The following is an 18,892-nucleotide window of genomic DNA, read 5'->3' on the forward strand; positions in this document are numbered from 1 at the left end:
AGGATAAAATAAATGAGCAAGAAAATAATTTCAGTAGGAAATGTAAGTAAGAGCTTCTTGATTAAAGAAGAGCACTTACTAAAGGTCTTAGATAATATAGATTTCACATTGTATGAAGGGGAAATTGTCGCTTTACTGGGGAAATCTGGCTCGGGAAAATCTACTTTACTAAGGATTATAGCTGGCTTGTTAAGCCCTACTACAGGAGAAGTTTTATACAGAGGTAAAAAGGTTTCAGCTCCAGTTCCTGATATATCGATGGTTTTTCAAAGTTTTGCGCTTATGCCATGGCTGACAGTGTTGCAAAATGTTGAATTAGGTCTAGAAGCTCGCAATATAAGCTCACAAGAGCGCAGAGAAAGAGCTTTAAAAGCTATTGATATGGTTGGCTTAGATGGTTTTGAAAATGCTTATCCTAAAGAGCTTTCTGGTGGTATGAAACAAAGAGTTGGTTTTGCTAGAGCTTTGGTACTAGAACCTGATGTACTTTTAATGGATGAGCCCTTTTCAGCTTTAGATATTTTGACAGCTGAAAATCTAAGAGAAGATTTGTTAGAGCTTTGGGAAACTAATGACGCAATGAAAGGTATTTTATATGTGACTCATAGTATTGAAGAGGCAGTATTAACTGCTAATAGGATTATTATATTTGGTAGTAATCCTGGCTTTATACGGGGTGAGTTAAAAGTTAATATTCCTCATCCAAGGAGTTCCCAAGATCCTGCTGTGGCAGATTTGGTAGATGAGGTTTATAGGATGATGACTACAGCTCAAACTAAAGAGCTTACAGAACGTATGAACAAAAAAACAGCAATGACGATAGGTTATCGTATACCTGATGTTGATATATCAGAAATGAACGGTCTTTTAGATGAAATGTCTGATATTAAAAATGCTGATGCTATAGATTTATCACAATTAGCAGATGAGCTACATCTTGATATTGATGATTTATTCCCAATTATTGAGATATTATCTATTTTAAGATTTGCAGAAGTTTCTGATGGTGATATTAAAATGACAGCTATGGGACGCAAATTTATTGAATCAAACATTGATGAGAGAAAATTTATATTTGGTAGATTGTTTTTAAAGTATATACCACTGGCAAGGCATGTAGTCAAGGTTTTACATGATAGAGAATCCAATTCAGCGCCAAAAAGTAGGTTTCTTGCAGAATTAGACGATCACTTTCCAGCGGATGTTGCTGCGCGTGTATTTGATACATTTATAGATTGGGCGCGTTACGCTGAACTTATCTTCTACGATTCAAACATAGGTATGCTTTCTTTAGACGAGAACGCTGTTGAGTATATTAAAAAAATGTAATGGCTACTTATACCAATTCCAACACATATTAGTACTTTCTAACTTTGTATTTCATACCTAATTTAACCATTTAATATTTACCAATAGCTACTTCTATTGCCTGCACATCAAAAACTTAAATTAGTCATAAACTCCTTTGTGATAAACGCACCAATTTATGTTGGAATTGGTATTAATTAAGTTAAATGCCTTGTCACCATCCGTCTAACGCTAGCTTGCAAAGAGGCCCTATAAACAAAACTATTTTTTGCTGGGTTATTTTTATTTAATTTGCTTTTATTTGAGTATATTATTAAAAGTCTGTAAATTAGTGTTCCGGCTTGTCTGTATACACGTTGAGGTTTTTTAAAAAAAGGTGGTTTATGTCTTATACTTTTAAAAGTAAAATGCTCAAAGTAGCTTTTTTAAGTTTGATTTTTGGAACTAACTTATACGCTGAGCAAAATACTGAGGTAGTTTCGCAGGGGGGGCCTCTTGGAGCTACAAGTATTGGGCAACAAGATCTTAGTTTGACAGATTCTTCTTCTGAAAGCAGTTCTACACCAACGCCACAACACCTAAATGAAAAAGAGCTTTTGCTGCAATTACAAGCTCAAGTTCAACTATTACAAGGACAAGTAAATCAACTTAAATCTCAGCAAGGTAGTATCAGAAGCACTTCTGGTGGCAGCTCACAGTTTGCTACGTACAGCTCTAAAGTAGGTGGTAATTTGGGATCAACAGAAAACTATTTAGACCTTGGGACCCTTAAAACTAGTGAAATAGACCCAGAAGATATCTCTTCAAGCATAACTCAAGGAAATTCTATAGAGGCTAGTGATAGTCAAAGTGGGGGGGTATTTGCTTCAAATAATGGTATTGACGTTGGTGGTACACCAGCAATTACAACTCGAGGTCAAGTAAGTTATCTAGGTTCTTATTCTGGTAATAACACAATTCCAGTCGGAATGATATCTTCAAACCTTTTTGCTTCTACACTGTTAGGTCAAAGAGATAAGTTTGATGATTATTCAGTATTTTTCGGTGGCTATATAGAAGCTGATGCTCAGACTTGGTTTGGTAGTTCAATCCAAAGAATATCAGGAAATGATTTCTCAGCAACAGGTGAGAATATATATTTAACTAATGCTAAGTTATACTTCCTTTCAAACTTAGGACATTATGTAACAGCACAGTTTGATTTTGACACAAGTGAATCAGGTGGTTTTGGCTTAGGTAATGCTTTTGTAATGTTTGGTAATCTAGATACTTCACCATTTTTCATAACAGCTGGTAGAAGTAAGTTATCAGTAGGATCTTACGGTGGGGGAGGTCCTTGGAGTAGTGGTATTATTGATGAATTTTTATCTCCAGATAAGGTAACTAACATATCAGTTAACTATAAAACAGATACTATCAACGCTAACGTTGCTGTTTTTGGTTCTGATGATAAAAGAGCAAACTTCTCAACAGGTTTATTTTATGCTGATGCTCTAACAGAAAGTTTATCAGCTGGTTTTAATGCTGGCTACGTATTTAATATAGCTGGAGCTGGAAATAGTAGTATTCCACAATTCTTACAAAGTGTTGGTAGAGAAAATGAGAATATAGGTGTTATTAACTTTGACGCTAACTTAGCGTATGCTATGCTTGGGGGGATCTGGCAGATACAAGGTGGTTGGTCATCAACAACTACTGCAGAAGATTTCAATAAGAATGGTACAAACGTTAACACAGGTGCTTGGTATGCTGGTTTGGTGTATGCTTTAAATCTAGCAGGTAAAAATACCAACTTTAACGTTACTTATGGCCAATCTTACAATGCTGCAAACATTCCTATGCCTTTGTCTAACGCATCACCAACGTTTGGTAAAACCTCTTCTGGTATTAGGAATCAACTTATTTTCTCAGCTCAAAGATCATATTTTGATGACAATGTATTATTGGGTCCAGAATATTCCTACCAAGAACTGTATAATGGCGAACATATGAATACAATAACTTTAGATTTATCAGTTTATGTATAAGGTTGTATTTAGTTCTTCATTAGGAAAACTTTTTTACACTATTGTTTTTTGTATAAAATAATTTAGCTATATTTTAAGCTCATAATATTATAAAATTTAGCATAAATTGATGGGTTTTAGCTTTTTTTATTTGACCTTATAGCATTATCGGAAAGTATTGATAAAGTTATATATATCATATAATATCTTAAGTCTTTTATTATATTCTAAGGTTAAAACTTGAGTAATAATATTGAGCTATTTTTACACTCATCTAACTATATATTGTTAGCAGCAGGTTTGATATTGCTTTTTGCAATAGTATCACAATATTTATCCTGGAGACTTAAGCTTCCATCTATCCTTTTTCTGATCTTAAGTGGAATCATTCTTGGTCCAATATCTGAAGCGGCATTTCCTATGGGTTTTAAGTTAGTAGATGGTGATGTTATATTTGGGGAGGCCCTTTCGCCATTTGTCTCAATTTGTGTGTCAATTATATTATTTGAGGGAAGCTTATCACTTAATTTTAATAAGATAAAAAATGTTAGTAGAGTCGTTTTTTTATTGGTAACAGTAGGATTGGGTTTAACAGTAGTTTTTACAGCCTGGTTTTGCCATTATATTGTGGGCTTGAATATGGAATTGTCATTATTAATAGGAGGAGTTACTTGTGTAAGTGGCCCAACAGTTGTTCCTCCTTTAATGAGAGCTGTTCGTCCAAAGCGCCATATTGCAAATATCCTTAAATGGGAATCTATAATAGTAGATCCTATAGGCGCATTAGTTGTAGTTTTTATGCTCTCATGGTTTGTTATTGGTGGTAGTTTTTCTAGTGAGGTAAATAGTATAGGGCTATTTATTGCCTATATAATATTTGTTTGCGTACTTGGTATTGTAATAGGTTTTATTGTAGGGTATCTAATAGGTGTTAGTTTTAAGAGGCACTATATTCCGGAGTATCTTAAAAGTTTCTTTGTTTTAGCAGTAGTTGTTGTTGGTTTTATTGTATCAGACAGCATCATGCATGGTGCTGGACTTCTGATGGTTACTGTAGCTGGTCTAGTTATGGCTAATATGAAAGATATTCGGATGTCTGATATAGTTTCTTTTAAGGAAAACCTTAGTATAGTGATTATATCTATACTTTTTATTGTACTTAGTGCAGAAATTGATTTTAGTTTAGTAATAGAGTATTGGCTTTCTTTAATAGAAGTTTTTATTTTTTTACAGTTTGTATTACGTCCTTTAGTTGTTTACTTATGCACATTTCGTTCAAAAACCTCTTTAAGTGAAAGGTTTGTTATGGGGATGATATATCCACGTGGTATAGTTGCAGCTTCAGTAGCAGCATTGGCATCTGTTAAAATAATTAAAACGCAACCAGAGTTATATGATGAAGCTAACACATTAGTGTTTTTTGTGTTTATGATTATCGTTTTTACAGTAATTTTTCAAAGTGTATTCGCTCCATTTATTTCTAAGTTACTGAAGGTTACTGAACCAGAAGGTAAAGGCTTTTTAATTATCGGTGGAAATAGGTTTGCACGTGAACTTGCGGAAGTTTTTGTTAAAAATGATATCGAGGTGTTGATTACAGATTCATCTTGGACAAATGTACAAAAATGTCGGCAATTAGGATTAAATACTTATTATGGAAGCCCAGTGTCAGTCCATGCTGATTGGAGTATTAGCTTAGTGGGGATAGGTGCTATGTTAGGTTTATCTACCAGTGAATATGTAAATGCTGTTTCAGCGATGAAATATAAATATGAGTTTGGTGCAAATAACACATATGTGCTAAGAGCCTCACAAAAAGAAAGTTATAAAGGTATAGGCTCTATAGAGACTAACTTAGCTACCTTACTATTTGATGAAGGAATAGACTTTAATGTATTAATTGAGAGACTAAATCAAGGAGCTAAAATTAGAAGCACTAATATAACTCCTAACTACACTCTAGAGAATTTTTTTGTCGACAATACTAATGCTATTCCTTTATTTACTATTGATAGTAATGGCTATGTTCAACCTTTTTTTAGGGATAAAAAGATTAAATCAGAAAGTTATAGTTTGGTATCATTAAGAGATGATAATAAAAACAAAGAGCAATTATGTCTAGGTGTATAAGAGCTTTTAATGGCAAGTATCCTGAAATTGTAGAGTCAGCATATATAGATGAATCAGCTGCTGTAATAGGTGATGTAGTTATAAAGGCAGATGCTTCTATTTGGCCGCAAGTAAGTGTTAGAGGAGATCTGTTAAAAATAACGATAGGAAAATGTAGTAATGTTCAAGACTGCAGCACCTTGCACACTACGGAGTATCCAAAAGACTCTGGTAAAGGTTATGATCTAAAAATAGGGGATTATGTGACTATAGGTCATGGGGTAGTGTTACATGGTTGCCATATAGGGAATAACTCATTGATAGGTATGGGAGCTATAGTCTTAGATGGCGCTATTGTTGGTGAAAATGTTTTGGTTGGTGCTGGAAGTTTAGTCCCTCCCGGAAAACAGTTAGAATCAGGACACATGTATTTAGGTTCACCAGTAAAGAAAATCCGCCAGTTAAGTGAAAAAGAAAAACAAGATATTATAGAAAATGCAAAGCATTATGTTACGATTAAAAATAGATATAAAGCAGAAATTTAAGCTTGTTACATTTTTTATATTATCAACTCTATTGGTCGCATGCTCTACTTTGGATACGAACGCTATAGATGCACATAGAAAGTTTGATAGAGCTAAGTTAGATTCACAATTGCTAGATCTTGATAAATGGCAAGTTAGTGGCGTGATAGGTATTATTTATAATAATAAAGCTGATTCTGCTAATTATACATATTCTCAAGATAAGGATAACTTTATTATGAGCCTCTACGGACCTTTAGGTGTTGGGAAAGTAGAGATTTCAGGTGACAAAAACAAGGTTATTTTAAAAAACAGTAAAGGTGAAATCCTTGAAGCTAAAGATGTTAAAACACTAATGTTAGATGAGTTGGGTTGGTATGTTCCATTAGATGGGCTAAAATATTGGATCAAAGCTATAGCTGTACCACAAACTCCGGCAAACTTAAAATTAAAAGCTAATAATCTAGCAGGAGAACTTTCGCAACAAGGTTGGAAAATAAGTTATCAAGGTTATGAGTTAATGGATCAAAAATATCCACTTCCAACAAAATTTAGGATGTCTAGAGGTGATATTTTACTAAAAGTAGTTATAAAATCATGGCAACTATAAAACCTAAAGCATACAACAGTTTCGCAAAGATAAATCTATTTTTGCATGTGCTTAATAAGCGTGAAGATGGTTATCATAATTTACAAACTTGGTTTACTTTTGTAGATTTGAAAGATCAGCTAAAATTTAGTTTTAACAATTCAACTAACATAAATATAACAAGTGACGTTGCAATATCCGCAAGAGAAGATAATTTAATCTTTAAGGCAATTAAACTCTTTCAACAAACCTATGGTGTGCAACGTATTGGTGTTGATATTGATGTGGTTAAAAATATCCCAATGGGCGCAGGCCTAGGCGGTGGTAGTTCAAATGCAGCAACCACTCTTATGGCTATGCGTGATCACTATGTACCAGACCTTAAAAATTCTGAAATGATAAGTTTGGCGGTAAAGCTTGGTGCAGATGTGCCAATTTTTTTATATGGTCGTTCTGCGTGGGCAGAAGGGGTTGGTGAAGTATTATATCCAAAGGATTTTGATACTAAGTTTATACTGTTAGTTAAGCCAAATGTTCATATTAGTACAAAGGAGTTTTTTAGTAGTAAAAAACTTGTTAAAAGTTCTAAACTACTGTCAAAAGACTTAGAATTTGATAGTGACATTATGGGGAACGTTTTTGAGAAAGTATTTTTTGCCAATTATCCAGAATTTGAGAGTTATCTTAAAAATTTAGACGTTAATTTTAGAATGACAGGAACAGGCTCATGTTTTTATTTATTCTCAGATGATAAGGCACGATTGCAGCAACTTGCAACAAAAATCAATAAACCTCTTGACAAGTGGCTAGTTAAGACATTAAACTATGTCTACTAACTTTTAGGTTAGCTTATGTTGGGCTATCGCCAAGCGGTAAGGCAACGGGTTTTGATCCCGTCATTCCCAGGTTCGAATCCTGGTAGCCCAGCCATAAAAATTCTTAATAAATTTCCGCTACAAATAATTTCTCTGATGTCTTGGTAAAATAATATATAATTAGATAATTATAGGATTGAACTAGTTAATATCAAAATTATGGAACATTATCATATCGGTACCTTAGGTCAGAAATGGAGTGAGGTAGAAAAAAAACAGTGGTTAGCAGAACAAAAGATTAAGCGTTCTTACCATGAAGAAGTAGTTACTAAGATAAAAGAGCTAGTTAAAGACTTTGATATAGAAATATATGGCAAGTTAGAGTATTTAGTAGGTAAATATGACTTATATGCTATAAAAACAAAAAACTGGGATAATTCAAAGCCATATGTGTTAGTAACTGGTGGGGTGCATGGTTATGAGACAAGTGGAGTCCAAGGAGCTATTAACTTCGCGCAAACAAGAGCTTTAGAGTATTCAAAATATTTTAATATCATAATTTTACCGTGTATTAGTCCATGGGGTTATGAGACTATCAATCGTTGGAATCCAGATGCTGTAGATCCAAACCGTTCTTTTTATTTAGGTAGTGCTTCTCAAGAAGCTACTAACGCTATGGAGTATGTATTTTCTCTTGGTGTAGATATATCTATGCATATAGATTTACATGAGACTACAGATACCGATGATAGCGAGTTTAGACCAGCACTAGCTGCTAGAGATGCTATAGTGATTGAGAAATGGGGTATAACAGATGGATTTTATCTAGTAGCGAACCAAAACAAATTAGAAAAAAGTTTTCAAGAGTACATAATATCTGCTGTAGCTAAGGTTACCCATCTAGCAAAAATTGACGAGAAAGGACAAATCTCTGGGGAAATAGCAGTTATTGATGGTTTAACACAATGTGATTCAGCAGGTTCAAAGCTTTGTATGTCATTTACTGATGCTAAATATACAACCACAACAGAAGTTTACCCAGATAGTCCTAAAACTAATCCAGATGAATGTATACAAGCACAAGTTGAAGCTGTAGTTGCATCATTAGAGTATTTAAAATTGTAAAATGCAAGATTGGAGTTAACATTATAATGCTAAGCGGAATTGTAAATGTCGCAGAATTTCTTATAAATATTGTTTTTGGTTTATATGCTTTTATTCTCTTATTTAGATTTTTTTTACAGTGGGTGAAAGCTGATTTTCATAACCCTATCTGCCAGCTAGTCATGCGGGCTACAAATATTATTATTCTTCCTATCAGAAAGCTTGTGCCTGGGTTTTTTGGTTTAGATTGGTCGTGTATTGTCGCTACGTATTTTGTTTTTATTGTACAGAATTTACTTTTAGCTTTACTAAAGGGTTTTGGTATAAGCTTAGTATTTGCAGTTGCTAAACCGGTTGTAGATATAGTGTTTGCTGTTATAAATATGTACGTTTATTTAATAATAATAAGAGCTATAGCTAGTTGGTTTATCCATGGCGGATACAACCCTCTGTTTATAATAATATTTCAAGTTACAGAACCTTTACTAGCAATAGCAAGAAAAATAATAAAGCCTAGATCAGGTTTTGACTTTTCGCCTGTTATTGTACTAGTAAGTCTATTTTGTATCCAAATTTTCTTGCAAAGTGTATTAATACAACTATTTTCGTAAGCTAGATGTACAAAATATCTGTATATATCCAACCTAACTCCTCAAAATCTGAAATTTGTGGTGAACATAATGGTTCTTTAAAAATAAAAATATCGTCCCCTGCTGTAGATGGTAAGGCAAATAAAGTTGTGATAGATTTTTTATCAAAGCATTTCAAGATTAAAAAGAAAGATATAGCTATAGTTAAAGGTATAACATCTAGACACAAAATTATAGCTCTGAATATAGAGAAAATCCCTGAGCTGTTGGAAGTTTTTTAGTTTCTTCTTAGAACCATTCTATAAGCTGAATCATCATCTTGATAGTAGTTTGGAATAGTTTTGTAAATAGTAAAATTTAGTTTTTCATAAAGAGCTATAGCATTTGAATTATTTACATTTACTTCAAGATATATATTTTTTGTTGAATTAGTTATCAGATAGTTAAGTAAACTTTTTCCAATACCCTTACCTTGGAATTTTTCATTTACAGCTAGAGAGTATATTCTTATACTTTTTTTGTATTCAAAGCAAAGTATATAGCCAGCTAACTGATCATTTACCTTAGCAACAAAAAATAGTTTCTGTTTTTCTATATTGTATTTAAATTGTCTTTTAGATATTTGATCACTATTAAAAAGAGAATTTTCTAATTCTATAAGCGATTTTAAATCATTTAAGCTAGCTTTATAAATTTGCATAAGGTAATTTCTTATAGTTCATCCTATTTAGGAATTCTAACATTATAGTCGAATAAAGTTGCTCACCAATATAAGCATCCTCTATATCAGAATCAATAGATGGATTATCGTTAATTTCTATAACGATAGGTTTACCATTGACTACTTTGATATCTATACCATATAAACTGTTACCAATAGTTTTTGCAGCTTTAATAGCGGTTTTTATTATAGATTTTTCAACTTGATGTATAGCAAAAGCTTCTGAACTACCATGCTGAGTAGACTTTTTACTGTGATTAGTTATTTGCCAGTGTCCTTTTGCCATATAATACTTACAAGCATAAATAGGCTTACTATTTAGTATTCCTATACGCCAATCAAACTCTGTATAATAATATTTCTGAGCAATAATTATAGAAGATTGTTGAAACATATTTTCTAAAGTTTCCTGTAATTCTTCAATAGTTGAAGCTTTATTTACACCTTTTGAGAATGATCCATCTGGGATTTTAAGTACTATTGGCAGGCTTAGCTCAGCAACCAATTCTTCTAAAGGTAAAAGATTATCTTTAAAAATTAATCGGGCTTCAGGAGTTGGTATTTTATTTTTGACTAGTAAATTATGTAGATAAACTTTGTTTGTACAACAAATTATGGATTTTGTATCATCTATAACAACTAGGTTATTATCTTCAGCTTTTTTAGCGAATCTATAACTATAGTGATTAATAGAAGTTGTTGTTCTAATAAATAAACCATCATACTCAAGTAACTTCATATAATCATCTTGAGTAATCATATCTACATATATTCCTAACTGGTTAGCAGCTCTTTTGAAGTTTTTTAACGCTTTAGGATCACTAGGTGGAAGAACTTCATCAGGGTCATGTAAAATAGCAAGGTCATATTGATAAGTTTTTTTATTTTTCTTTTTACGCCAAACTTTAGTACTAAAATTATTTAATGCTTCAGCAAACATACTCTGTTCTTGGTCACTTAATGAGCTTATATTGGCTATTTCTAGGTTCTTAAAGTGCCAAAGAGAATTTTCTTTTTCTAGCTTTATTGACAATAACGGAGCCGGGTACATTTCAAATATTTTTTTAGCTATTTTTTCAAACCCTTTTATGTTCGTGGTTCCAAAAAAGATCATAATATCCAAGATATTGTTTTTAGTAATATGGTTAAGAGCATTATGGTTTATTTTTAGAGCAAGTTCAGCAAGGTGTATTTCTTCAAAATGTTTTATGTTGTTAAGAGTTGTTACATTGGGGATTATTGTATCATTGTTAGCTTTGGCTAATAGGCAAGCATAATACCCTTGTTCTAAGTAAGCCATTTTTTCTGATAGATTGATTATATAGCTTGGCTTTTGACTTATGTTTTGTAGATATTTATCTATAGTTATTAAATTTTCTGTTGGATAGTAAGGTGACCAAGCCTTCTCATGATCAATGAGTATTTTTAAAGATTTCATATTGTTCTTAACTGTTAAATGGACTAAAAAGGATTAATTATTATCCTGATCTACCCCGTCAATTTGGGACAGTTTACCTTTTTATTTTCCATTATATATTCAAACTGATTTGGAGTCATATAATTTATTGTAGAATGTTTCCTTTTTGTATTATAGTAAGCCTCAATATACTCAAATATAGATAGCTTAGCTTCTTCTCTAGTTTTATAGTTTTCATCATGAACTAACTCAACTTTTAAAGTACCAAAGAAACTCTCACAAGCAGCATTATCATAACAACATCCTTTAGAACTCATACTTGATAATAGCCAGTTATTTTTAATAACATCCTGATACTGTTTACTACAATATTGTGACCCTTTGTCAGAATGTATAATAACACCACTAGGAAAATTTCTTCTAAATAATGCCATATTTAAAGCACTACAGATTAAGTCTGCTTTCATTCTAGAATCCATTGCCCAACCTAAAACTGCCCTTGAGAATAAATCTATAATCACAAAAAGATACAGCCATCCTTCTTGTGTAGGTATGTAAGTTATATCTGTAACCCACCTATGGTTCATAGACAACGCTGTGAAGTTCTGTTCTAATAAGTTCTCAGAAACATGTTTGTTATGGTTAGAGTCTGTCATTGCTTTATGTTTACGAGCAGCTTTTGCCTGCAAATCAAGTAATTTCATACGTTTAGATACTCTAGGTTGAGTAACTTTCCAACCCATATCTTTAAGTTGTTTGTATATCCTAACACTCCCATATCTAGATTTATGTTCGTTAAATATAGCAGTAATAGCATTATCTAGCTCAGCATCATTAGATTGTCTTTTACCTATAGGCTCATGTATCCATCTGTAATATGAGGATGTACTTACATTCAAATATTTACATAATGTTGTTACTGGCATGACTTTGCAATGCTCCTTAATAAAAGCGTACCTTACAGTCCTTGCTTTGCAAAGTACGCTGCTGCCTTTTTTAGTATTTCACGCTCTGTTTCTACTTGTTTAACTGGAGTTACGGACTTTTGGGAAAAAGTTAAAGCGAAAAAGTTTTCTATGTGTTAATTTATAATTACATCAACTATGTTATGTTCTAAAAATGAAACAACGTGAATTAGCCAATCTATATACTGAATATTTATTATGTCAAAACTCCCAAGCAAGTGCGACAATGTGTTCAAGTATGTTAGATGAACTAGTAAAGCATGATAGTTTTTCTCGGATGTTAAAAGTTGGTAGTTATGAAAGTAAATATGTCTGGTTAAAAGGTAAAAGTATTTTAAACGCCTACAAAGATAAGCCAAAGATATTATCTATAGACAATACAATAAGTCCTAAATCTGATAGTATGGTCAATGAGGTAGTAAACTGGTTTTATGATCATTCTGTAGGTAGAGCAGTTAAAGGCATCAATCTTATTAGTGCTTTAATCCACGTTGGAGATGCTAATATTCCTGTAGGCTTTGAAGTACAAACTAAGGAAAACTTTGTAGTAGAAAAAGATAAAGCAGGTATGGAGCGCTTAAAGCGTAAAGCACGCTACACAATTAATGAACTGGCAAGAAAACTGATATTGAAAATTATTAAGAATTTCTCTAGTTTTGATTATATAGTAGCTGATAGATATTTTGCTTCTAAAACTAATTTGAAATTCTTTAACAAACATAAACTCTCGTATGTAATAGGTATAGCAAATAATCGTTTAGTTGCTAAGAGTAAAGCTAATGCTCTTGCTGGTAACTACTGTAGGTTAGATGAATTAGGATTGCTAGAAAATGAGGCTATGAAAATTTATTTAAAAGATATAAAATATAGTCTTGTGGTTACTCGCCAAGTCTTCAAAAACGGGGACAATTCAACAGGTGAGATTTATTTAATTACTAATGATCTAAACCTAGAGAGTAACCACATAGAAGATATCTATCAAAAAAGATGGAATATAGAAGTTTATCATCGAAGTATAAAACAAAACGCTAGTCTTGCTAAATCACCTACATCTGTAATTACTACTCAGCTTAACCATATAGGTTTATCTATAGGTGCATTTATTGAACTTGAAAAACTAAAACTTGCTTCAAATAAAAATCACTATGCGTTGAAAAGGAAAATGTTAATCGCCGCCAATCAAGCGAGTCATAGGGAAATTATAAAAATGAAAAAAATACTCAAAATGACTGCTTAAATTTAAAAGTCCGTAACTCCAGTTGTTTAAGCTTTTTCTTTAAATCAGCATTTTCAGAAGATAATTGCTGATACTGCGTTTTATAATCTATCTTTATCTCTTTAGGAGGATTCGACATAGCTTTGGATATCCAGTTGCAAATGGTTTTATATTTAACTCCTAAATTATCTGCTATTTCTCGCCTATTTGTATCTGGTTGTAAACATAATTTAACAGCATTATCTTTAAATTCTTTTGTATATCTTTGATACTTCATCTTGTCTCCTTTTCTTAACACTTAAGTGTCCCAAATAGGAGGGTATGATCATCCACCTTTTTTTTAAAAATACAATACAAATTAAAACGTTAAATCGTATAGTGTAAGTTTTGTCTATGTAATTGTTAATTATTTAGAAATACTCCTAGGATCTAATATAGATCTAAAAACAGTTTTTCCTATTTCCTTGTTTTTAATAAAATAACTGGATATCTCGTTGGTTTCTGTCATACCAATATTCTTACAATAAATTCTAGAAGTTTGTTGAGTAAGTTTGGTCGCATTATAATAGAAAGGTACTTTATGAGAATGTGACGTTTCTTTTTGATTTAACTCTATACAGTTATTATATTTATGGTTATTAATCATAAAGGCTTTTAATTTATTAATCTTAGTATTTTCATTTGGAGAAAGTATATTTGCTAAAACTAAAGTTTTGGATTTTAGATATTCATTTTGATCTAAAACCTCATCATTAAGTTTCTTTAGGTATGAATAAATACCTGATTTTTTAATAGCATATACTTCCTCTAGCTTATTAACTCCTTGAATCAATTTATAAATGCAAGATTTAGTATTTTTATCACAACTTACTTTTGTAAAAGTAACACTATATTTATATATATCATACTTATCTTTACTATCTTGTTTAGAATGTTTTTCATAATTACGGTATTTGTAATTTATGTTATTAAAAATAGGTAAATATTCGCTAGCATCAATTGCTAATTTATCATTTGTACTGTCAAATTCTTTATAACTAATTAGCTTATTCTTTTTAAAGAATTCTATACTTTTGATCATCCCATCTTTATCGAATAGTGTAGATTCACCATTCTTTAAGCCATCTATTTGGTAGTAGGAATAGCGTTTTTTACCATTATCATACCATCCATTGGCTACACCTGTTGGTTTACCTTTTTTAAAGCTTATCTCACTTTTTATTTTACCGTTTTCAAAATAGGATGATACCTTTCCTGTATATGGTTCTGCAGGATTATTTTTTTGGTAAATAAGACCATCTTTGACTTCTGTATTTTTAATTGGTATTGCATAAAAACTAGTAAAGCTAAAAATCCCAGTAAATAGCAGTAACCTTCTCTTCATGTTAATTCTCACATAAGTTTTTCAATATAGTAAATGCCAGATTCTAAACCGAAGCGCGACACATATTTAAACCTTGTTCAAACACCTGATTCGGAGTTAGCCATTGATGTCGTTTTCTAGGTCTATTATTTATTAGATTAACATATCTTTGTAAATCTTCATCACTTACTGTATCAAAATCAGTCCCTTTTGGAATGAACTGTCTTAGTAATCCATTAGTGCTTTCATTAGTTCCTTTTTGCCAAAATGCATATGCTCTAGCGAAATATACTGTCATACCAGTACCTTCTAAAACGGATTGTGAACACTTATTAGGCAGTTTTGTTGCTATAAGTTTACCACTCTTTCTCTCAACATTAGCTGGGCGTTCATCAATCATTCTCCTATTAAGTATCTGGTGTTTAGACTTCCTATCCTTTATATGTTTCTTACCCTTTCTACGGAAGAATAGTTTTACTAAGTGTGGTTTGTTCTTATATATATATGTATTGATAAATTGTCTCATGGCAAAGTGTTTCCTTTGCTTCTGTTTTCCACATATTAGCTACTTGCTCAGGTGACCAGTATTCTTTAACTTTCTCAAATATATATTTTTCTAAAATACTATTTGGTAAAATTCTTCTAGTTTTAGAGCTGTTTAGACGCCTAGATTTTATTAGCTTATAGGCAACATTGGCACTGTAGCCACGTTTTCCTACATTGTTTGAAATACATCTATAAATGGCGCTTTTATTTCTAGAGAGCTTAATAGCTATTATCTCTGCAATTGTATACTTTTCATTTAACAATGTTTCTATCTTTACTAATTCTTCGTAACTTAAATCTCACCTTACGCATTTTAGTTATGAATTTCTAATTTCATATAACTCCTTAAGAGCAATAGCGTTAGATCTAACTAATAGCTTATATTTCAGAGCGAAGTGGTTTAGTGAAGTTTTTATCTTAAGCATTTCTAGTTTACAAAAAGCTACTAATGAGCAAAAAATATGATTTCTTTGAGTTTTCTCAACTTTAGTTGGTGAGGCTGATAAAGAAGTATTTTGCTTAATTGATTTATGATAAACCTCTATTTGCCATCTTTTTTGATAGTCATGGTATAACTGATTAGAATCTATTTCTAAATCATTTGTTACAAGATATAAAATTCCTTTTGTACCGTTCTCGTTTATGAAAATCTTTTTTGTTAAAAGCACAGGGAAATTCATATCTTTAAGCCATATCTTTAAAGATTCTCCATCAGCAATATCAAGTTCAGAGAGCTTAATAAAATCCTTACTCTTTCTAGCATAATCACTCAAGGCAACAACTCTATTTGACTTCATACCAAGTATAAATTTCTTCGATAATCTATGATGTATGAAATTCATATTATCTTTAGAGCAAAACCAGCTATCTGCCAAAATATATTTAAACTTAACATGATTAATAACTGCTCGATTTATCATGTTTTGAAACATTTGGTTTTTAGTAACTTTAGATCTTCTTTTATACCGCTTATCTTTTTCATCATAATATCGCTCATCCTTTTTCACTATCTCATAGTCTATAGGAATAGATAAGTTTGATGTACTAAGCATACATGAGACTATATTAATACCCTTTACATGAACACTTTTAGCATGAGAGTGATGCCAACAGACTATATCATTTTCATCTGTGCTTGGCTTTTCACTAATTGTATCATCCAAACAAAGAACATCGTATTCGCTGTTATGTTTTCTAACTAAAGGCTTTATATATTTCCAAAATTCTAAGCTTGTTAAATCTGACTTGTTTAAAAACCTTGTTATTTTGTCATGTGATACTTCTTGATCTAATATATCTGATAATTTTGTGGCTGTAGCATACTTAGTTTGGCTTATAAGATAGTCTGTGTATATATCTAGTAAATCCTTGTCCATTTCTTAAAAAACAGAATTTTTTCCTATGTCCAGTATTCTAAATATCTTTTTAAAACTTACAATCTTTTACGTAAGGTGAGTTAAATGTTTATAGCTTTTCATAAATGCCCCATATTTTCTATAGTAAAATATGAAAACAATCATCGTTTTTATCAAATTATTATTGGTGCATTTCTATTTAGAATCTGGGTAACATGGGTCGAGTTAATCTCTTTATGTTTCTATGATCCTGTTCTATTAAATTATTGAGATACTTATTTTGTCTAATCTCTATTCCATTAGTTAACCATATCCCAAGCAAAAATAAGAAAATATTGATAGTCAGTAAGGCAGCTTCATTCGCACCTGATTTATCTACATTAACTTTCTCTGGTAAGCCATGCTTGCCAATGGTTTCCTTAAAGAATTTATCCGCTGCTTTTTTATCTCTTTTGGCAGATAGCATAACTCTAAAGTGTCTCCACTTTTATCTAATGCTCTATATAAATATTTGTGATAAAATTATACTATAAATTCACTCAACTACCAGTTTGCGATAGAACCAATTTACGCAACATCAATCTATAGCGATAACTTAAGAAAGGAAAACACAAAACACAATGAGTAACAATACCATACACTTAATAGGCGAATACCATAACAAAGGGCTAAACGCTTTTGAAGATCCAACCAAACTGCTTGCAATATGTGTTAAGCACGATATAAAAACGGTTTTCATTGAATTTTTAGTACATCATGATTGCATGACATTTTATGTGGACAACAAAGAAGAAATACAGACCAACGAAAAACCTGTGCAGATCAATAATTACTCGATGAGGCCTCGGGGTCCAATGTCTATAAATGATAGAAGATTAAAAAATAAACTAATAAAAATAATCAAAAATAATCAAAAGCAAAACCATCGGATGCAGCAAGAAATATTAACCAGCTTTAATGCAGAGGAATTGGAAAATGTTGACGGTTTTTTGATGGACGCTTTCTTTGGAAGCAGTATAGCAAGAGGAAAATACAAGTCATTTACGGGTCACTTATGTTTTAAGCAAATGATTGAATGTGTTAAATTCCTCATCGACAATGGTATAACTATTATCGGAATTGAGGATTTGTACAGTCATCAAAGTAACAATGATTCTAATGGAGCAGGTGACGATAGATTAGAAAAGGGCAACATTGCGGCTGCTAAAATTATAAATAATCACCTGAAGAACGAATCGGACACTACACTACTGGCGATCTATGGGATACTGCACCTGACAGATAGAGAAGAAATTCCAGTCCAAAAATATTTGAAAGACGCCGGACATAAAGTTAATTTATATTACAGTTTTGCGAATAAACCGCAAGAATGCGTTTTGCTTAGCGAAATGAAGTATTGGGATGATTTATTGGAAAACTTACCAGACTTTTCTTTGTCGCAACAGCGTCAAATTCATTTACAGGATACTGCCAAAATGGCAAGTCATTCGGAACTTATTGAAGACGTGGTTAATGCTTCTAAATTGAGGCAAGCAATGGTGGTTGACCAGGAAGATGAAGATTATTGGGGTAAATTTCAAGAATTACAGACAATCGTGTCTGAAGCAACAAAAAATTTAACTAAACGGGACAGAATAGCATCAGCTGTTAATATGACGCAGCTATGTAATATAGTAGCACAAAGAAGAAGTGGGTCTGGCGGTACCAATTCGATGAAGGCAATGGCTAAACTACTAAATGATTATACCTACAAAAAATTGAAGTTTGCGATGGGGTTTGCCATGCACGAAAAGGTAAGACAGCGTGATATTCGTTGTTATGCAAGACATGGATCTACTCTTTATAAATATGAACAACAGAACAGAGGCAAAGCCGGTAACTTTCATAAGGAATTACAAACCTTGTTCGCATTCAAAGAATAAGGCTCTCCCGCAATAAATGTGTCAGCCTCAAAACTAGCCGCAACTATTTTCATTAAGTAGTTTTGCTCCATCCTGCAAGCTTTCCTAAACCCTTGATACTTATATCTTCCATGGTTTTTTGGTCTGTTGTAATCTGTTTAAGGTAATATGCCTAAATGGCTAAATTTTCAGGAGAATTAACCTTTATATCTTCTGAGCCATCTTCAGACATCGATACATCCAGGACCCAGTGTAATTTATTTTCAATATCCCCACTATAAATTTCAAACCGTACCATTTATTTCTGTCTACTAACCAGTCAATCGGGTCTGTTACATAACAGCCTTTTTGTGCTATACGCCC

Annotated in this window: 20 protein-coding genes, 1 tRNA gene and 1 pseudogene; 12 read left to right on the plus strand and 10 right to left on the minus strand. The window is 32.1% G+C overall.

Going from position 1 to position 18,892, the window contains the following annotated elements; genetic code table 11:
* Positions 1 to 12 precede the first annotated feature (12 nt).
* From E4K63_RS00090 to E4K63_RS00135, 10 genes are all read left to right on the plus strand, one after another.
* Positions 13 to 1,329 (plus strand): ABC transporter ATP-binding protein, encoded by a 1,317-nt coding sequence (locus E4K63_RS00090; RefSeq protein WP_133942286.1) that lies wholly within the window; start codon positions 13 to 15, stop codon positions 1,327 to 1,329.
* A gap of 362 nt (positions 1,330 to 1,691) precedes the next feature.
* A complete protein-coding gene (locus tag E4K63_RS00095) occupies positions 1,692 to 3,335 on the plus strand; it encodes a DUF3573 domain-containing protein (RefSeq protein ID WP_424922898.1) in 1,644 nt (547 codons plus the stop codon).
* Between the two features lie 219 nt (positions 3,336 to 3,554).
* On the plus strand, positions 3,555 to 5,444 hold the full coding sequence (locus E4K63_RS00100) for a cation:proton antiporter (protein ID WP_133942287.1): 1,890 nt from the start codon (positions 3,555 to 3,557) through the stop codon (positions 5,442 to 5,444).
* Positions 5,429 to 5,968, plus strand: a complete 540-nt coding sequence (locus E4K63_RS00105; RefSeq protein ID WP_133942288.1) for a gamma carbonic anhydrase family protein — start codon at positions 5,429 to 5,431, stop codon at positions 5,966 to 5,968. Before E4K63_RS00100 ends, E4K63_RS00105 begins: the two co-directional genes overlap by 16 nt.
* On the plus strand, positions 5,919 to 6,557 hold the full coding sequence (gene lolB, locus E4K63_RS00110) for a lipoprotein insertase outer membrane protein LolB (protein ID WP_133942289.1): 639 nt from the start codon (positions 5,919 to 5,921) through the stop codon (positions 6,555 to 6,557). Before E4K63_RS00105 ends, lolB begins: the two co-directional genes overlap by 50 nt.
* On the plus strand, positions 6,545 to 7,372 hold the full coding sequence (gene ispE, locus E4K63_RS00115) for a 4-(cytidine 5'-diphospho)-2-C-methyl-D-erythritol kinase (RefSeq protein ID WP_133942290.1): 828 nt from the start codon (positions 6,545 to 6,547) through the stop codon (positions 7,370 to 7,372). The genes lolB and ispE overlap by 13 nt, the downstream gene beginning before the upstream one ends.
* Positions 7,373 to 7,391: 19 nt before the next feature.
* A tRNA-Gln gene (locus tag E4K63_RS00120) sits at positions 7,392 to 7,466 on the plus strand.
* A 101-nt stretch (positions 7,467 to 7,567) separates the two neighbouring features.
* On the plus strand, positions 7,568 to 8,476 hold the full coding sequence (locus E4K63_RS00125; protein ID WP_208318264.1) for a M14 family metallopeptidase: 909 nt from the start codon (positions 7,568 to 7,570) through the stop codon (positions 8,474 to 8,476).
* Between the two features lie 26 nt (positions 8,477 to 8,502).
* Positions 8,503 to 9,066 (plus strand): YggT family protein, encoded by a 564-nt coding sequence (locus E4K63_RS00130; RefSeq protein ID WP_133942292.1) that lies wholly within the window; start codon positions 8,503 to 8,505, stop codon positions 9,064 to 9,066.
* Between the two features lie 5 nt (positions 9,067 to 9,071).
* Positions 9,072 to 9,326, plus strand: coding sequence for a DUF167 domain-containing protein (locus E4K63_RS00135; protein ID WP_133942293.1), 255 nt, complete (start codon positions 9,072 to 9,074; stop codon positions 9,324 to 9,326).
* On the opposite strand, the gene E4K63_RS00140 is transcribed toward E4K63_RS00135, so the two are convergent.
* Genes E4K63_RS00140 through E4K63_RS00150 form a run of 3 tightly spaced genes read right to left on the minus strand, consistent with a single transcriptional unit; the run spans position 9,323 to position 12,130 of the window.
* Positions 9,323 to 9,745, minus strand: a complete 423-nt coding sequence (locus E4K63_RS00140) for a GNAT family N-acetyltransferase (protein WP_133942294.1) — start codon at positions 9,743 to 9,745, stop codon at positions 9,323 to 9,325. The two genes, E4K63_RS00135 and E4K63_RS00140, sit on opposite strands and share 4 nt — an antisense overlap.
* Positions 9,732 to 11,204, minus strand: a complete 1,473-nt coding sequence (locus E4K63_RS00145) for a RimK family protein (RefSeq protein WP_133942295.1) — start codon at positions 11,202 to 11,204, stop codon at positions 9,732 to 9,734. The genes E4K63_RS00140 and E4K63_RS00145 overlap by 14 nt, the downstream gene beginning before the upstream one ends.
* A 50-nt stretch (positions 11,205 to 11,254) precedes the next feature.
* On the minus strand, positions 11,255 to 12,130 hold the full coding sequence (locus tag E4K63_RS00150) for an IS3 family transposase (RefSeq protein ID WP_244947459.1): 876 nt from the start codon (positions 12,128 to 12,130) through the stop codon (positions 11,255 to 11,257).
* A gap of 172 nt (positions 12,131 to 12,302) precedes the next feature.
* Between E4K63_RS00150 and E4K63_RS00155 the strand changes: the two genes are divergently transcribed.
* Positions 12,303 to 13,385 (plus strand): IS701 family transposase, encoded by a 1,083-nt coding sequence (locus tag E4K63_RS00155; RefSeq protein WP_179965672.1) that lies wholly within the window; start codon positions 12,303 to 12,305, stop codon positions 13,383 to 13,385.
* Here E4K63_RS00155 and E4K63_RS00160 read toward each other — a convergent pair.
* The 6 genes and pseudogenes from E4K63_RS00160 to E4K63_RS00185 form a co-directional block, all read right to left on the minus strand.
* On the minus strand, positions 13,369 to 13,641 hold the full coding sequence (locus E4K63_RS00160; RefSeq protein ID WP_179965673.1) for a transposase: 273 nt from the start codon (positions 13,639 to 13,641) through the stop codon (positions 13,369 to 13,371). The genes E4K63_RS00155 and E4K63_RS00160 overlap by 17 nt on opposite strands.
* 129 nt (positions 13,642 to 13,770) lie before the next feature.
* Positions 13,771 to 14,748 carry a toxin-antitoxin system YwqK family antitoxin gene (locus tag E4K63_RS00165; RefSeq protein ID WP_133942563.1) on the minus strand — a complete coding sequence of 326 codons (978 nt, stop codon included), beginning with the start codon at positions 14,746 to 14,748 and terminating at the stop codon, positions 13,771 to 13,773.
* A 43-nt stretch (positions 14,749 to 14,791) separates the two neighbouring features.
* Positions 14,792 to 15,127, minus strand: coding sequence for an IS30 family transposase (locus tag E4K63_RS00170; RefSeq protein WP_166666924.1), 336 nt, complete (start codon positions 15,125 to 15,127; stop codon positions 14,792 to 14,794).
* 94 nt (positions 15,128 to 15,221) lie between these two features.
* Positions 15,222 to 15,536 carry a hypothetical protein gene (locus tag E4K63_RS00175; RefSeq protein WP_133942561.1) on the minus strand — a complete coding sequence of 105 codons (315 nt, stop codon included), beginning with the start codon at positions 15,534 to 15,536 and terminating at the stop codon, positions 15,222 to 15,224.
* Between the two features lie 54 nt (positions 15,537 to 15,590).
* Positions 15,591 to 16,649 carry an IS701 family transposase gene (locus E4K63_RS00180; protein WP_179965674.1) on the minus strand — a complete coding sequence of 353 codons (1,059 nt, stop codon included), beginning with the start codon at positions 16,647 to 16,649 and terminating at the stop codon, positions 15,591 to 15,593.
* 190 nt (positions 16,650 to 16,839) lie between these two features.
* Positions 16,840 to 17,141, minus strand: a pseudogene (locus E4K63_RS00185) (DDE-type integrase/transposase/recombinase); the annotation flags it as partial.
* A gap of 107 nt (positions 17,142 to 17,248) precedes the next feature.
* Between E4K63_RS00185 and E4K63_RS00190 the strand changes: the two are divergent.
* Positions 17,249 to 18,550, plus strand: coding sequence for a hypothetical protein (locus E4K63_RS00190; RefSeq protein WP_133942487.1), 1,302 nt, complete (start codon positions 17,249 to 17,251; stop codon positions 18,548 to 18,550).
* A 151-nt stretch (positions 18,551 to 18,701) separates the two neighbouring features.
* On the opposite strand, the gene E4K63_RS08280 is transcribed toward E4K63_RS00190, so the two are convergent.
* Positions 18,702 to 18,827, minus strand: coding sequence for a hypothetical protein (locus E4K63_RS08280; protein WP_279586418.1), 126 nt, complete (start codon positions 18,825 to 18,827; stop codon positions 18,702 to 18,704).
* Between the last annotated feature and the right edge of the window lie 65 nt (positions 18,828 to 18,892).

Origin of the sequence: Allofrancisella inopinata (assembly GCF_012222965.1) — a bacterium.
Taxonomy (GTDB): domain Bacteria; phylum Pseudomonadota; class Gammaproteobacteria; order Francisellales; family Francisellaceae; genus Francisella; species Francisella inopinata.